The 13,470-nt window shown below is 71.0% G+C and carries 13 protein-coding genes; 4 read left to right on the top strand and 9 right to left on the bottom strand.

What is annotated here, in order from left to right; all coding sequences use genetic code 11:
• Positions 1-120 precede the first annotated feature (120 nt).
• Genes ACFVY3_RS11935 through ACFVY3_RS11925 form a run of 3 tightly spaced genes read left to right on the top strand, consistent with a single transcriptional unit; the run spans position 121 to position 3,489 of the window.
• The gene (locus tag ACFVY3_RS11935; protein WP_290258634.1) at positions 121-1,515 is read left to right on the top strand and encodes an OFA family MFS transporter; all 1,395 of its coding nucleotides are present in this window, start codon (positions 121-123) and stop codon (positions 1,513-1,515) included.
• Between the two features lies 1 nt (position 1,516).
• The gene (locus ACFVY3_RS11930) at positions 1,517-1,660 is read left to right on the top strand and encodes a hypothetical protein (RefSeq protein WP_290258633.1); all 144 of its coding nucleotides are present in this window, start codon (positions 1,517-1,519) and stop codon (positions 1,658-1,660) included.
• 2 nt (positions 1,661-1,662) lie between these two features.
• Positions 1,663-3,489 carry a gamma-glutamyltransferase family protein gene (locus ACFVY3_RS11925; RefSeq protein ID WP_400159879.1) on the top strand — a complete coding sequence of 609 codons (1,827 nt, stop codon included), beginning with the start codon at positions 1,663-1,665 and terminating at the stop codon, positions 3,487-3,489.
• A gap of 38 nt (positions 3,490-3,527) precedes the next feature.
• Here ACFVY3_RS11925 and ACFVY3_RS11920 read toward each other — a convergent pair whose 3' ends face one another.
• The 7 genes from ACFVY3_RS11920 to ACFVY3_RS11890 form a co-directional block, all read right to left on the bottom strand.
• Positions 3,528-3,980 carry a hypothetical protein gene (locus ACFVY3_RS11920; protein WP_400159878.1) on the bottom strand — a complete coding sequence of 151 codons (453 nt, stop codon included), beginning with the start codon at positions 3,978-3,980 and terminating at the stop codon, positions 3,528-3,530.
• Positions 3,981-4,100: 120 nt separating this feature from the next.
• Positions 4,101-4,862, bottom strand: a complete 762-nt coding sequence (locus ACFVY3_RS11915) for a YqjF family protein (protein ID WP_400159877.1) — start codon at positions 4,860-4,862, stop codon at positions 4,101-4,103.
• Positions 4,862-5,641 carry an isocitrate lyase/phosphoenolpyruvate mutase family protein gene (locus tag ACFVY3_RS11910; RefSeq protein WP_400159876.1) on the bottom strand — a complete coding sequence of 260 codons (780 nt, stop codon included), beginning with the start codon at positions 5,639-5,641 and terminating at the stop codon, positions 4,862-4,864. The genes ACFVY3_RS11915 and ACFVY3_RS11910 overlap by 1 nt, the downstream gene beginning before the upstream one ends.
• 60 nt (positions 5,642-5,701) lie before the next feature.
• Complete coding sequence (locus tag ACFVY3_RS11905) at positions 5,702-6,091, bottom strand: DUF1622 domain-containing protein (RefSeq protein ID WP_400159875.1); 390 nt, start codon at positions 6,089-6,091, stop codon at positions 5,702-5,704.
• A gap of 47 nt (positions 6,092-6,138) precedes the next feature.
• Positions 6,139-7,053 (bottom strand): SDR family oxidoreductase, encoded by a 915-nt coding sequence (locus ACFVY3_RS11900; protein ID WP_400159874.1) that lies wholly within the window; start codon positions 7,051-7,053, stop codon positions 6,139-6,141.
• Positions 7,054-7,150: 97 nt separating this feature from the next.
• Complete coding sequence (locus tag ACFVY3_RS11895) at positions 7,151-8,053, bottom strand: nuclease-related domain-containing protein (protein WP_400159873.1); 903 nt, start codon at positions 8,051-8,053, stop codon at positions 7,151-7,153.
• A 161-nt stretch (positions 8,054-8,214) separates the two neighbouring features.
• Entirely contained in the window at positions 8,215-9,117 is a 903-nt protein-coding gene (locus ACFVY3_RS11890) for an MSMEG_6728 family protein (RefSeq protein WP_400159872.1), read from the bottom strand.
• A gap of 145 nt (positions 9,118-9,262) precedes the next feature.
• Between ACFVY3_RS11890 and ACFVY3_RS11885 the strand changes: the two genes are divergently transcribed.
• Positions 9,263-9,835 carry a hypothetical protein gene (locus ACFVY3_RS11885; protein ID WP_400159871.1) on the top strand — a complete coding sequence of 191 codons (573 nt, stop codon included), beginning with the start codon at positions 9,263-9,265 and terminating at the stop codon, positions 9,833-9,835.
• Between the two features lie 83 nt (positions 9,836-9,918).
• On the opposite strand, the gene ACFVY3_RS11880 is transcribed toward ACFVY3_RS11885, so the two are convergent.
• Positions 9,919-10,581 carry a transglycosylase family protein gene (locus ACFVY3_RS11880; RefSeq protein ID WP_400159870.1) on the bottom strand — a complete coding sequence of 221 codons (663 nt, stop codon included), beginning with the start codon at positions 10,579-10,581 and terminating at the stop codon, positions 9,919-9,921.
• Positions 10,582-10,800: 219 nt separating this feature from the next.
• Positions 10,801-13,437: an ABC transporter gene (locus ACFVY3_RS11875; RefSeq protein ID WP_400159869.1), complete on the bottom strand. Its 2,637-nt coding sequence runs from the start codon at positions 13,435-13,437 to the stop codon at positions 10,801-10,803.
• Positions 13,438-13,470 lie beyond the last annotated feature (33 nt).

The raw sequence follows: 13,470 nt of genomic DNA, 5'->3' as shown, positions 1-13,470 counted from the left end.
ATCTGCACCATGATTGCCGAAGGCAACGGCCCAAGTGAGGCCTTTCGCCTCTGTGCCCTGGGGAGGCGCAGATCAATCTGCGGGGACGGCGTCGTCCCCGACTGAGCAAGGGGAGCACCAATGGGCTGGCTGGACCGTGACCGCACAATCGCCCCTCCGGGGTTCAACCGCTGGCTGGTTCCGCCCGCCGCGCTCGCCGTGCACCTGTGCATCGGCCAGGCTTACGCCACCAGCGTGTACAAGACCGCTCTGGTCAAACACTTTGGCGCCAGCCTGACCGAGATCGGCATCATCTTCTCCATCGCCATCGTGATGCTGGGCCTCTCCGCCGCCATCATGGGCACCTGGGTGGACAAGAACGGCCCGCGCAAGGCCATGTTCACCTCGGCCATGTTCTGGGCCAGCGGCTTCCTGATCGGCTCCCTCGGCATCTTCACCCGCCAGCTGTGGCTGGTCTACCTGGGCTACGGCGTGGTGGGCGGCATTGGCCTGGGCATCGGCTACATCTCGCCGGTGTCCACCCTGATCAAATGGTTCCCGGACCGGCCGGGCCTGGCCACCGGCATGGCCATCATGGGCTTCGGCGGCGGCGCGCTGATCGCCAGCCCCGTCTCCACCGCCCTGCTGAAGGCCTACGACCCCAACTCCGGCGCCCAGGGCTGGGTGGCCAGCGGCGACGCCGTCGGCAAACTCTTCCTGACCCTCGCCGTCGTCTACCTCGCCTACATGCTCTTCGGCGCGTTCACCATCAAGGTCCCCGCGGACGGCTGGAAGCCCGCCGGCTTCGACCCGTCCAAGGTCAAGGCAGCCAAGCTGGTCACCACGGACAACGTCTCTGCCAAGAACGCGGTGAAGACCCCGCAGTTCTGGCTGGTCTGGGTGGCGCTGTTCTGCAACGTCACCGCCGGCATCGGCATCCTGGAGCAGGCCGCCCCGATGATCCAGGACTTCTTCCGCCAGCCCGGCGGCACCTCCCTGGTCAGCGCCGCCGTCGCCGCCGGTTTCGTGGGGCTGCTGTCCATCGGCAACATGGCCGGCCGCTTCGCCTGGTCCGCCACCTCCGACGTCACCGGCCGCAAGCGCATCTACATGGTGTACCTGGGCGTCGGCGCCGTGCTGTACGTGCTGCTGGCCCTGGCCGGGTCCTCCACCACCATCCTCTACGTGGCGCTGGCGTTCCTGATCATTTCCTTCTACGGCGGCGGCTTCGCGACCGCCCCGGCCTACCTGCGGGACCTCTTCGGGACCTTCCAGGTGGGCGCGATCCACGGCCGGCTGCTGACCGCCTGGTCCGCCGCCGGCGTCGCCGGGCCGCTGATCGTCAACGCGTTCCTCGACGCCCAGGGCACCCCGGGCAAGCTCAATGCCGCTTCCTACCAGCCGGCGCTGCTGACCATGGTGGCCCTGCTGGTGGTGGGCTTCGTGGCCAACCTGATGGTCAAGCCCGTCGCTGCCCGTTTCCACGAACCCCGTCCCGAGAGCAACCGCTCCACCGAACCCGCCATGGAGGCCTGAGATGAGCACCCAGCACCCGCACGGAGCCGACACCCCCGTTAACGCGTCCCCCGCCCGGCTGACCATCGCGTGGGCCTTGGTGGGCCTGCCGCTGGCTTACGGCGTTTACGAGACGCTGACCAAAGTGACGGCGCTGTTCGGCTGAGCATGACGTTTACCGCTCCGGACCAGTTCACCACCCGGCCCACCCTGCAGGGCACCTTCGGCATGAGTGCCTCAACGCACTGGCTGGCGACGGCGGCCGCGCAGGCGGTGCTGGAACGCGGCGGCAACGCGTTCGACGGCGCCGTCGCCGCAGCCTTCGTACTGCACGTCGTCGAGCCCCACCTCAACGGTCCCGGCGGGGACATGACCGGCGTCTTCGTCACCGCTGCGGACCCGGACACCCCGGTGGTGCTCATGGGCCAGGGCCCGGCGCCCGCCGCCGCCACCGCGGAGCATTACCGCAGCGAGGGCCTGGACCTGGTTCCCGGGTCCGGGGCCCTCGCCGCGGCCGTGCCCGCCGCCGTCGACGCCTGGCTCCTCCTGCTGCGCGACCACGGCACCTGGGAACTGGACGCGGTGCTGGAGTTCGCGATCGGCTACGCTCGCGACGGCCACCCGCTGCTGGGCCGGGTCGGCGCCACGATCGCGACCGTGGCCGAGCTGTTCCGCGAGCACTGGCCTAGCTCCGCCGAGCTGTGGATGCCCGGCGGCACCATCCCCGCCGAGGGGGAACTGTTCCGCAACCCCGCGTACGCCCGCACCCTGGAACGCCTGGTCGCGGCGGGCGTTGCGAAGTCAGGCTTCCGCGAGGACCGGATCGACGCGGCAAGGCGCGAATGGAGCGAGGGATTCGTGGCCAGCGCCATCGTCGCCTCCGTCCAGCTCCCGCACCGGCACTCCTCCGGCACGGACCACGCCGGCGTGCTGGCGGCCGGGGACCTGGGCGGATTCCGCGCCGGGTACGAGCCCGCCGCCACCGTCGAGTTCCGTGGCCACACCATCGCCAAGACCGGACCCTGGGGACAGGGCCCTGCGTTGCTGCAGACACTCGCGATCCTGGACGGGTTTGAGGACCGGTACCTGGACCCGTCCACCGAGCTCGGGGCCCACACCATCCTGGAGGCGCAGAAACTGGCGTTGGCGGACCGCGAGGCCTACTACGGCGACACCGACGTGCCGCTGGACTACCTGCTCTCACCGGAATACTGCGCCGAACGGCGGGCTCTAATCACCGAGCGGGCCTCCCACGAGTTCCGCCCCGGCACGGTACCGGGCCGGGAACCCTACCTGCCGCCGCTGCGGACCGAGTACACACCGCCCGCGTTGGTCCACGACGGCGCCGGGCCGGGCCCCGCGGGGCTGGGCGCCGGGGAACCGACCGTCGCCCGCACCGGGGAAACCCGCGGCGACACCTGCCACGTGGACGTCGTCGACCGCTGGGGCAACATGATCTCCGCCACCCCCTCCGGCGGCTGGCTGCAGTCCTCCCCGGCCATCCCGGAGCTGGGATTCTGCCTGGGCACCCGGCTGCAGATGACCTGGCTCGAGGAGGACACACCCTCCACCCTGACGCCGGGGAAGCGGCCCCGCACCACGCTGACGCCCACCCTGGTGCTCCGCGACGGGCAGGCCGTCACCGCCCTCGGCTCACCCGGCGGCGACCAGCAGGACCAGTGGCAGCTGCCCTACCTGCTGCGCACCATCGTGGGCGGGTACACGCCGCAACAGGCCGTTGACGCGCCCACCTTGCACACGACGTCGATGCCGGGCTCCTTCTGGCCCCGCACCTGGGAACCCGGCGGCGCGGTGGTCGAGGAACGGCTGGGCGACGAGGTCATCGCCGGGCTGAAGCGCCGCGGACACGCGGTGACGACGGCGCCGGGCTGGAGCCTGGGCCGGCTGTCCGCCGTCGCGCGGGTCCCGGAAACCGGCGTGCTGCAGGCGGCCGCGAACCCGCGGGGCGCGCAAGGGTACGCCGCGGGACGGTAACCCGGACGCGGCGGCGGGACGGTCAAAGACCGGCTTGGCTACCGTGGTCCGCCGTGCTCCAGGCAGACCGTCGTCGTGAACTGCTCGATAGTGTCCGGTGTTCCGGGCGCGTTGGTGAAGAGCGAAACTGCCGCTGAGGCCTCTCCGGAAGCGAAGCGGCCGCCTGTGGCCGGCAACGTGAGCGTGACGGTTTCGGTTTCGCCCGTGCAGGGGCGCTGGCCCGTACCGGCGCCACCGACGACGTCGGGCCCGGACGGTGTTGCCTGGCTGAGGACGAATCCGACGCCGGCGCTCCGGCCCTCATCGCACCGGTAGCTGAGCCTGACCCTCACGTCCGCGCCGTGGCTGCGGAGGGCCGCCGCCTCGATGCTGACCGGAGCGCCGTCGTCGGCCCGGGCGGGATCCGCAGCCGCGAATAACGATCCGCACAGGACGGCTGCTCCCGTCAGGGCGACCATGCGGCGTCTAAGAGGTGGGGAGATGTGCTCCATGATGTGCCTGCCTTGGCTCCCGGGGGTGGAGACCGGACCCCATCCACTACACGCCTCCCCGGGCGCGACGGACAGGGAAGAAAGACCCTTGAAGCCCGTCAGGACGGATCGGGGAGCGCCTCAGCCCCGCCCGGAGCTCGCCCGGCCGGAGCTCGCCCGCGTCTCAGTCAGTGCCCGGGGCCGGCCGAACTGGGTCCGGACCCCGGGGGAGTGCAGCACCGACTCCGGCGGCCCGTCCACCGCGATCCCGGCCGCGGCCACCAGCCCGTCCTCCAGCCGCGCGATCCGCGCCGGATACAGCGGCCAGGGGGTGTGCGTGTTGGGGATGTAGAGCGTCTGGCCGCGGAACCGGGAATGCAGCCCGAACCGCGCCGTCAGGTGCACGGACAGCGGGTCTCCGGCGGCGCCGTCGTAGTCCGGAACCACGGTGAAGTCGCTGGCCGCACCGCCCCGGAACCGCCGCACCGTGTACCCGGTGGCCGGGTCCTCCGGGGTCGGCGGGCGGTAGCAGTCCCTGGACCAGACGTAGGGGATGCCCGCGGCCCGCGCCGCGACGACCACCGCCAGCCGGGAAGCGTCCAGGGATACGAACACCACGCCCCGGGTGCCGTCCGGTTCCCGCGAATAGAGCCGGACGTTGATCTCGGTGAAGCTGCCGAAATACGGGATGGCCGGGCCGGTGCCGATGCCAGCGCCCTGCATCCGGAAGCCGATCAGGCCCACCCAGGCGGACCCGTCGAACTCGTCCGGCTCCACCCCCGCGGGCATGAAACGCGCGGCGGTGGCCCGGGGGATGCGCCAGTGCAGGAACACGGCGTCGCTCCAGCGCTGGTCCATGATGACCGGGCGGGGCAGCTCCGGCGCCGCGGGCCAGGGATCCATCAGTTCAGCGGCCGGGTGCCGTCGGGCAGGGCGCCACCGGCGAGGAGCTGGGCGGCGGTGTCGGCCAGGGCGGTCAGCGCCACCCGCTGGGTCCACGGGCCGTAGGAGATCCGGGCGACGCCGAGTTCCTGCAGCCGGGCCGGGGCCAGGGAGCCGGGGACGTTGATGACGGAGACCTTATTCCAGCCGATCCCGTCCACCAGCGCCGCGACGGTCTCCTCGTCCAGCAGCCCCGGCACGAACACGGTGGTGGCGCCGACGTCCAGGAAGGCGCGGCCGCGTTCGATCGCGTCGGCCAGGACCTCGCGCTGGTCCCGGTCCTTGCCTTTGAGGAACGCGTCGGTGCGGGCGTTGAGGACGAAGTCAATGCCCTCGTCCGCGGCGGCCTCGGTGACTGAGCGCATCTGGGCGACCGCGTCCGCGAGGGGACGCATCTGGTCCTCGATGTTCGCGCCGACGACGCCGACGCCGATCGCCTTCCGCACGGCCTCGCCGGGGGTGCCGTAGCCGGATTCGAGGTCGGCGCTGACCGGCAGGTCCGTGGCGGCCGTAATCCGGCCGATCGCGGCGATCATCTCATCGAGCGGGATGTTCTCGCCGTCCTCGTAGCCGAGCGAGGCGGCGATGGAGTGGCTGGCCGTGGCGAGGGCCCGGGTGCCGGGCACGTCGCCGATGACTTTGGCGCTGATGGCGTCCCAGACGTTGACGACCTGGAGGATCTCGGGTGCCTGGTGCAGGCGGAGGAGTTCGGTGGCTTTGGAGGCTGTGGTTTCCGTCATTTCGCGAGCCTAACCGGGCGCGGCTTGCCGGGAGAAGGGGTTTTGCTCAGGGAGGAACGGTCAGGCAGCGCCGGCCTCGGCCCGGCTGCCTGCGGAGGGCTTCTGCCAGGGCCAGCGGCCGGTGATTTCCAGTTCCAGCGAGAAGCTCAGGAACGTCCGGATCAGCACGATGATGGCCAGCACGGCGACGCTTTCAAAGGTGGGGGTGATGGCCACGGTGCGGATGATGTCCGCCGCGACCAGCAGCTCCAGGCCCAGCAGGATGGACCGGCCCAGGAGCTGCCGGTAGGAGCGGTACTTCGAGAGCGGCTCCGAGTCGACCGGCAGCCCACGTGGCTGGACGCCCCGCAGCGCCATCGGCAGCGACACCAGGGCGCCCATCACCATCACCGCCACCCCGGCGAAGTCCATGAAGCCGCCGACGGCCTCGATGATGCTCCTGAAGTCCATGCTGCTCCTTGGGACGGGTGGGTGGCGTGGTTCTGGCGCTGTCCGAGTTAGGGGTGGCGGACGCCGACGCCGGCCAGCACGGCGCTGTAGCCCTCACGGTAGCTCGGGTAGGTGAACTCCAGGCCGGTGCCGCGCAGCAGGGCGTTGCTGACCTTCTTGTTTCCGCCGCGGGACGGCTCCCCGGAGGAACGTCCCGCGGTGGGGCGGTCACTGCCGGTGCGTTCGCCGCCGTCGGGGTCCGCCGGCTGCGGGGCGGGCAGGCCCAGCTCCGCGGCGAGGAAGGTGAGGACGTCCGCCATCTCGGCCGGTTCGTTGTCGACACCCAGGTAGAGCGGCGCCGGCTCGGCGTCCATGGTGCAGAGGCGCACGATCGCGGCGGCGGCGTCGTCACGGTGGATGCGGTTGGTGAGCTTGGAACCGGCCGGCAGTGTGGCCTTGCCGCCGCGGACCATGTCGATCAGGCGGGTCCGGCCGGGGCCGTAGATCCCGCCGAGCCGCAGCACCACCGGGGTGATGCCGGTGTCCTCGAGCCGGTCGGCCAGGAGCTGCTCGGCCTCGAGGATGATGCGGCCGGAGAAGCCGCCGGGGTTCGGTGCGGTGGTCTCGTCCACCCAGCCGCCGTCGGCGTCGCCGTAGACGGCCGTGGAGGAGACGAACAGCACCCGCCGGACGGGGGCCGCGGAGGCGAGGACGGCGTCGAGCACCCGGGCCAGGCCGTCCACGTAGGCGGCGCGGTAGGCCTCCTCGGTGGGGGAGTCGGCGGCGACGGCCACGACGACGGCGGTGGTGTCCGCCGGGACCGGCGGCAGCTCACCGCGGGTCAGGTCCGCCGCGAAACCCTCGATTCCGGCAGGGAGCTTCTCCGGCGAGCGGCGCCAGCCCACCACGCGGTGTCCGGCGGCGGCGAACCGCAGCCCGGCCTCGGTCCCCAGGTCGCCGCATCCGGCAAGCAGAACAGTCATACCGGCAAGTCTGCCAGCAAATCGGAGCGGCTCTGTGCCGGGTCGGATCGGGCCGGTTGGGAGCGCGCCGGCGCGGGGACTCGGCGAGTGGACGAGGTTAGCGCTTCGGAACGGGCTGGACCACGGTAGGTGTCGGCTGTGGAGCTGGCGGGCCGGTCGGCGCTGTGGGCCTGAGACCGGAGAGAAAGCTGAAGATGAAGGACAGCAGAATCATGAGGACGCCCAACCTGAAGAGCGCCCCGATGCAGCTCACCTTCTGTTGGCCACCGCGGCGTCGACTCCGTGCTGGCGCCTTCGGCCGCGCAGATTGGGGTCGCCGGGAGCCCCGGCTTTTGGGTTGCACGGTGGCGGCACCGGGTGGCCGCGATGCTGTGGTGCTGGACGCTGTGAACTGCGCCGTGGAAAGCAGCTGCGGGCTGGTGGCGCCACCCAGGAGAGACTGCAGATAGGCATGGATTGTTGGAATCAGGGCCGCATCAAGGACCGTCGGCAGCTCGGCGACCGCCCGCGCGATGGTGTTGAGACCCTCGATGCGTGTGCCACCGCTCGCCGTACCGCTGAGCTCCGGCTGGCCTACCAGGCAGATCCATCCCTGCACCAACCGCCGATGCCCCGGTTCCAGGACCGCCGCCACGGCCGCCGCCTGCTGCCCGACCCCGGCGACGCTGTGGTGTCGGGCGTATCCGTTCTGCCGGAGAGTTCCGCCGGAGAGACTGACCTCCCCGTTCCAGTTCTTGGCGTCCACCACCACAATGCCGCCCGGACCGATCAGGACGTGGTCAAGATTTGCCTGGGGCCGCCCCGGCCAGTGGACATCGTGGATGACCTGCCAGCCAAGCGGCTCAATCTCTCTGAGTTTCTCAGCGAGGATTGCTTCGCCCGCTGCACCCAGGGACCAGGCGTGGGCGTTCCGCTCGGCGTGCTCCAGCTCCCGTCGCAAACGTGCAACCCGTTCAGCTGCGAGCCGCGACTTCTCCGCGGCTCCTTCTCCTGCAGCCATGACTTCCCCCAAGCAGCGTCTGGCGTGATGCCCGTCGCCGAAGCGATGGGACGGTGGCTGACACCATACGTCACAGGGGCTGGTCCCACCAGTCACATCCGAGGACTGACTCGCGGGTTCGGCCCGCGCGAGCCGCAAGGAAACGCCGGGTGCGGACCCGCCTAGCGCGCGGGGACCGGGAAGAAGAGCCGGGGGTCCTGCAGCAGTGCCGGGTAGTCGAAGTCCTCGCGTGCGATGACCTCATCCACCTCGAAGTTGCGGGCGAAGCGGCCCTCCACCTCGATCGGACGGCCCACGACCTTGCCGACGGCGAAGGTGCGGCCGGCGTCGAACGGGACGGCCACCACGGACTTGCCCGGGAGCGTGGTGAACGCCTCCTCCTGGGCCAGGCGCTTGCGGGTGGGCTTCTTCGGCTGCGGCTTCGCGGGCCGCTTCTTGGCGTTCTTCTCCGGCCGGCGGGAGGTGGGCTCGGCGTAGACAAACTGGTACTCGCCGTCGTCCGGAGCCGCGCCCTTGCCGCGCACGGGCGGCAGGCTCACCGTCTTCAGGTCCGAAGGATCGGTGCCCTCGACGGGCAGCCGCAGGATCCACATCTTCTCGCCCTCGGGGTCCTCCGGCAGCAGCTCGAGCTTGGGCTCGGGCCAGAGGTACTCCAGATCCGGGTCCGTGCCGGGGAATACGTCGGCGTAGAACGAGGGCTCCTTGGCCAGCAGGCGGGAGCGGTGGGCGAGGTGGAACCCGGGGTCGCCCAGCCAGTACGGCATCTGGATCCGGTCCGCGTAGTCCGGGTGGCCGGCCTGCGGCGCGAACTCCAGGATCCGGCCGCGGGTGGTGTCTTCCCCGCCGCGGGCCACCCATTCATCCACCATCGCCAGGCCGTACATGGTCAGCGCGGGGACGTGGCCCATCCACATCCGGACGGCCGGGTGGGTCTGCCAGCCGTACTGGGGGATGACCAGGGCGCGGAGCACCTGGAGGGCCTCGACGCGCTGCTTGCCCAGCCGGGCACGGTCCAGGGCCGCGGCGCTTTGCCGGAAATCGGAGTAGGGCAGGAAAGTTTGCATCTCTCCAGTTTGAGGCCGCGGCCCCGCATCACCAATTGCGGGCCGCCCGGGGTGAGCGTGTTCACATGCCGGGCGCCTACAGACAGCTCCCAGCCGGGAGTTTTATCATGGATCGGAACCACCCACGCTCCACGGAAGATCCGCCATGACCCCTGAATCGACGGCGCCTTTTGCGCCCAAATACGGACAAATGCTCAGCCCGGAAGCCAACGGCATCCTGGTGCTCGAGGAATTCACCCTGGATCCGGCCGCGGCCCGCAAGGAACAGCACGGCTTCCGCGCGGCCCTCGCGTCGGTGGCGCTGACAATGCGTAGGATCCTCGCGTTCCGCATGCTGATCGCCCTGGTCGCCATCGCCAACCTGCCGCTGTTCCTGCTCTCCAGCGGCTGGGAAATCTACGTGGTGTCCGTGGCCCTGGTGGTGGCCGTCCACGCCGCGGTGACTTGGCTGAACCGGCACGAGCCGCGGCTGAAGCAGCGCCGGATGCTGGAACTCCACCTGCACCGGGAGCGCAGCGACAATTACCGCAAGGTCCGCGACGCCGTGAAGTACGTCATCGACACCCCCGCCCGGATGAACGAACAGCTCTACCTCGAGCTCCTCGCCGCCAAGCGCGTGGCCCTGAACCTGGCCCACGGCACGGTGGCGCTGCTGGACACCAGCGACGACGCCGCGTGGAAGGTCCGCATCATCCGCGAACTGCCCCGCTCCGCCTGAACGGCGACAAAGACAACAAACGACGACGCCGGAGCGGCCCCCCAAGGCCGCCCCGGCGTCGTCGTTTTGTCGTGCCCTGAAAGTTAGGCCGGAAGCTGCAGGACCTGCCCGGCGAGGACCAGGTTAGGGTCGCTGATGGTGTCCGTGTTGGCGTCGGCCAGGGCCTGCCAGCCGCCCTTGATGTTCAGGTGCTCGGCGATGGTGCTGAGGCTGTCGCCGCTCTGCACGGTGTAGGTCTTGCCGCTGAGCGCCACCGGGGCCGCGTGCCGGGCGGCCTGAACCGGAGCCTGGACGGGTGCCTGGATCGGGTAGGCCGCGGGTGCGGCCTGAACCGGGGCACTCTGGACAGGGGCGGACTGCACGGGAACGCTGGCCGCAGCCCCGCCGCCTCCGCTGAGGCCAAGCTGCGCGGCGCAGGACGGCCACGCGGCCCAGCCCTGGCTGGCCTGGACGTTCTGGGCGACGGCGATCTGCTGCTCGCGGGTGGCGTTGGCCGGGGAACCCGTGCCGCCGTTGGCCGCCCAGGTGCTCTGGGTGAACTGCAGGCCGCCGGAGAATCCGTTGCCGGTGTTGGTGCTCCAGTTGCCGCCGCTCTCGCACTGGGCGAGTGCGTCCCAGGTGGAGGTGGACGTGGCGGCGGGGGTCGCGGCGCTGGCGGCGGTGGCGGAAAGGGCGACGCCGGCGGCGGAGATGGCGGCCAGGGCGGCGCCGCGGCGCGCGGCAGTGGTGAGGGTTGAGGTCTTCATGTGGTTCAGCTGCTCCTGAGGGCCACCTGCGCTCGGCCCGTCCCCGGGCGTTGTCGCGCCACTGCCCGCCCCTGACAATAGAGGTCATCTGCGGTGTCTGCCGGTCGGGCAGTTCTGGTGGAGGCAGCACCGGGCATGCGATCGCCCGATTTCGGGCATCCGCCCACGCTAGGACAGACCGCAGCAGGTTTCAACCCCGCCGCCCGGGAAATGCGCAGGTCAGCGGGCCAGTACGGCCGCAAGGTACGGCGCGGTGCGGCTCTTGGCGGAGCGGGCGACGGCGGCCGGTTCGCCCGCGGCGATGATCCTGCCGCCGGCGTCCCCGCCCGCCGGGCCGAGGTCGATCACCCAGTCCGCGGCGGCCACCACGTCCATTTCGTGCTCGACCACCACCACCGTGTTTCCGGCGTCCACCAGGCGGTGCAGCTGGGCCATCAGCAGCTCGACGTCGGCCGGGTGCAGCCCGGTGGTGGGTTCGTCCAGCAGGTAGAGCGAATGCCCGCGCTGGGCACGCTGGAGTTCGGTGGCGAGCTTGATCCGCTGCGCCTCGCCGCCGGAGAGTTCGGTGGCGGGTTGGCCCAGGCGCAGGTAGCCCAGGCCCACCTCGCGGAGCGTCTGCAGGGCGCGGGACGCGGCCGGCACGGAGGCCAGGAACTCGGCGGCGGCGTCCACCGTCATCCCCAAAACCTCCGCGATGTTTTTGCCCCGGTAGGTGACTTCCAGGGTTTCCGGGTTGTAGCGGGAGCCGTGGCATTCGGGGCACGGGCCGTAGCTGCCGGGCAGGAAGAGCAGCTCGACGGCGACGAAACCCTCGCCCTGACAGGTCTCGCAGCGGCCGCCGGCGACGTTGAAGGAGAACCGGCCGGCGCCGTAGCCGCGGGCCTTGGCCTCGTCCGTGCCGGCGAAGACCTTCCGGACCGCGTCGAACAGGCCGGTATAGGTGGCCAGGTTGGAGCGCGGCGTCCGGCCGATCGGCTTCTGGTCCACCTTGACGAGACGGTCGATCAGTTCCAGGCCGGTCACGGGCCCGACGGTCAGCGGTTCGGTGAGCTCCCCGGCGCCCTCCGGGTCGGCGGCGGAACCGACGGTGGTGCCGGCAGCGCCGCCGGACGTGCCGTCGCCGTCAGCACCGCCGTTGTCCCCGTGCAGCCAGCGGCCGGTCACCCCGGCCAGGACCTGGCTGACCAGCGTGGATTTCCCGGACCCGGAGACGCCGGTCACGGCAGTCAGGACGCCCAGCGGGAAGTCGGCGTCGAGGTGCTGCAGGTTGTGGCGGCTGATGTCGCGCAGCTTCAACCACCCGTTCGATTCCCTGGAGCCACCGCCGTCGCCGTCGCGTGCGCCGTCGTCGCCGCGCGAACCCGCACCGCCGTCGTCGCGCGCCCGGGAAACTGAAGCGCCCTCGGGGAACAGGTACGGCCGCGTGACCGAGGCGTCCACCCCGGCGAGGCCGTCCACCGGGCCGCTGTAGAGCACCTCGCCGCCGCCCTCGCCAGCCCGCGGACCCACGTCCACCAGCCAGTCCGCCCGGCGCACCACGTCCATGTTGTGTTCCACCACGAACACCGAGTTGCCTGCGGATTTCAGCTGGTCCAGCACGGCCAGCAGCGGCTCCGCGTCGGCCGGGTGCAGTCCGGCGGAGGGCTCGTCCAGGACGTAGATCACACCGAACAACCCGGACCGCAGCTGGGTGGCGATCCGCAGCCGCTGCATCTCGCCGGGGGAGAGGGTGGGGGTGGAGCGGCCCAGCGCCAGGTAGCCCAGGCCCAGGTTCAGCAGCACGGTGACCCGCTGCAGCAGGTCACGGGTGATCGCAACCGCCACCTCGTTGGTTTCCCCGGACGACTGTTTCCGCGAGGCCGTCCCTGCGCCGGTCAGCTCGGTGGTGGGCCGGATGATGTCGGCGAGTTCGCTCATCGGGGCCGCGTTCAGCTCGGCGATGGTGCGGCCCGCGAAGGTCACGGCCAGGGCCTCGGGCCGTAGGCCGCTGCCGCCGCAGCGCGGGCACGGACCGGTCTCCATGAACTTCAGGACCTTCTCGCGCATGGTGGCGCTCTTGGAGTCGGCCAAGGTGTGCAGCACGTAGCTGCGGGCGCTCCAGAACCGGCCCTTGTACGGCTTGGCCACACGGTCGCGCTGCGGCGTCACCTCCACCACGGGCTGCTCCTCGGTGAAGAGGATCCAGTCGCGCTCCTTCTTGGGCAGCTTCCGCCAGGGGATGTCGATGTCGTAGCCGAGGTGGCTGAGGATGTCGCGGAGGTTCTTGCCCTGCCAGGCCCCCGGCCACGCGGCGATCGCGCCGTCGCGGATGCTCAGCGTGGGGTCCGGGACCAGCGAGGACTCGGTGACGGTGTGGGCGATGCCCAGGCCGTGGCATTCCGGGCAGGCGCCGGCGGCGGTGTTGGGCGAGAACGCGTCCGAATCCAGAGGGGCGGCGCCGGCCGGGTACGTGCCGGCGCGGGAGAAGAGCATCCGCACCGAGTTGGACAGGGTGGTCACCGTGCCCACGGTGGAGCGGGAGCTGGGGGTGCCGCGGCGCTGCTGGAGCGCGACGGCGGGCGGCAGGCCGGTGATCAGCTCCACCTTGGGGTTGTGGCCCTGCTGGATCAGCCGCCGGGCGTAGGGTGCCACCGATTCGAAGTAGCGGCGCTGGGCCTCGGCGTAGATGGTGCCGAAGGCCAGGGAGGACTTGCCGGAGCCGGACACCCCGGTGAAGGCCACGATCGCGTCGCGGGGAACGTCGACGTCGACGTTGCGCAGGTTGTTCTCGCGGGCGCCGCGGACCCGGACGAAGCCGTCCGTGGGTGCCTCGGGCGCGAGGCCGGGAAAATCGGAAGCCTGCTGATTATTCTGCATTTCATTGACTCTATCCGGCCCGGTCCGTGGCGG

This window comes from Arthrobacter sp. BPSS-3, assembly GCF_044628475.1.
Lineage (GTDB): Bacteria > Actinomycetota > Actinomycetes > Actinomycetales > Micrococcaceae > Arthrobacter.
This window is presented reverse-complemented; position numbering and strand designations above follow the sequence as displayed.

Excerpts from the sequence above, each read along its gene's own strand:
- ACFVY3_RS11935 (WP_290258634.1), top strand. The coding sequence starts at position 121 with ATGGGCTGGCTGGACCGTGACCGCACAATCGCCCCTCCGGGGTTCAAC.
- ACFVY3_RS11915 (WP_400159877.1), bottom strand. The coding sequence starts at position 4,862 with ATGGATCCCTGGCCCGCGGCGCCGGAGCTGCCCCGCCCGGTCATCATG.
- ACFVY3_RS11900 (WP_400159874.1), bottom strand. The coding sequence starts at position 7,053 with ATGACTGTTCTGCTTGCCGGATGCGGCGACCTGGGGACCGAGGCCGGG.
- ACFVY3_RS11880 (WP_400159870.1), bottom strand. The coding sequence starts at position 10,581 with ATGAAGACCTCAACCCTCACCACTGCCGCGCGCCGCGGCGCCGCCCTG.
- ACFVY3_RS11885 (WP_400159871.1), top strand. The coding sequence starts at position 9,263 with ATGACCCCTGAATCGACGGCGCCTTTTGCGCCCAAATACGGACAAATG.
- ACFVY3_RS11930 (WP_290258633.1), top strand. The coding sequence starts at position 1,517 with ATGAGCACCCAGCACCCGCACGGAGCCGACACCCCCGTTAACGCGTCC.
- ACFVY3_RS11875 (WP_400159869.1), bottom strand. The coding sequence starts at position 13,437 with ATGCAGAATAATCAGCAGGCTTCCGATTTTCCCGGCCTCGCGCCCGAG.
- ACFVY3_RS11920 (WP_400159878.1), bottom strand. The coding sequence starts at position 3,980 with ATGGAGCACATCTCCCCACCTCTTAGACGCCGCATGGTCGCCCTGACG.
- ACFVY3_RS11890 (WP_400159872.1), bottom strand. The coding sequence starts at position 9,117 with ATGCAAACTTTCCTGCCCTACTCCGATTTCCGGCAAAGCGCCGCGGCC.
- ACFVY3_RS11910 (WP_400159876.1), bottom strand. The coding sequence starts at position 5,641 with ATGACGGAAACCACAGCCTCCAAAGCCACCGAACTCCTCCGCCTGCAC.
- ACFVY3_RS11895 (WP_400159873.1), bottom strand. The coding sequence starts at position 8,053 with ATGGCTGCAGGAGAAGGAGCCGCGGAGAAGTCGCGGCTCGCAGCTGAA.
- ACFVY3_RS11925 (WP_400159879.1), top strand. The coding sequence starts at position 1,663 with ATGACGTTTACCGCTCCGGACCAGTTCACCACCCGGCCCACCCTGCAG.
- ACFVY3_RS11905 (WP_400159875.1), bottom strand. The coding sequence starts at position 6,091 with ATGGACTTCAGGAGCATCATCGAGGCCGTCGGCGGCTTCATGGACTTC.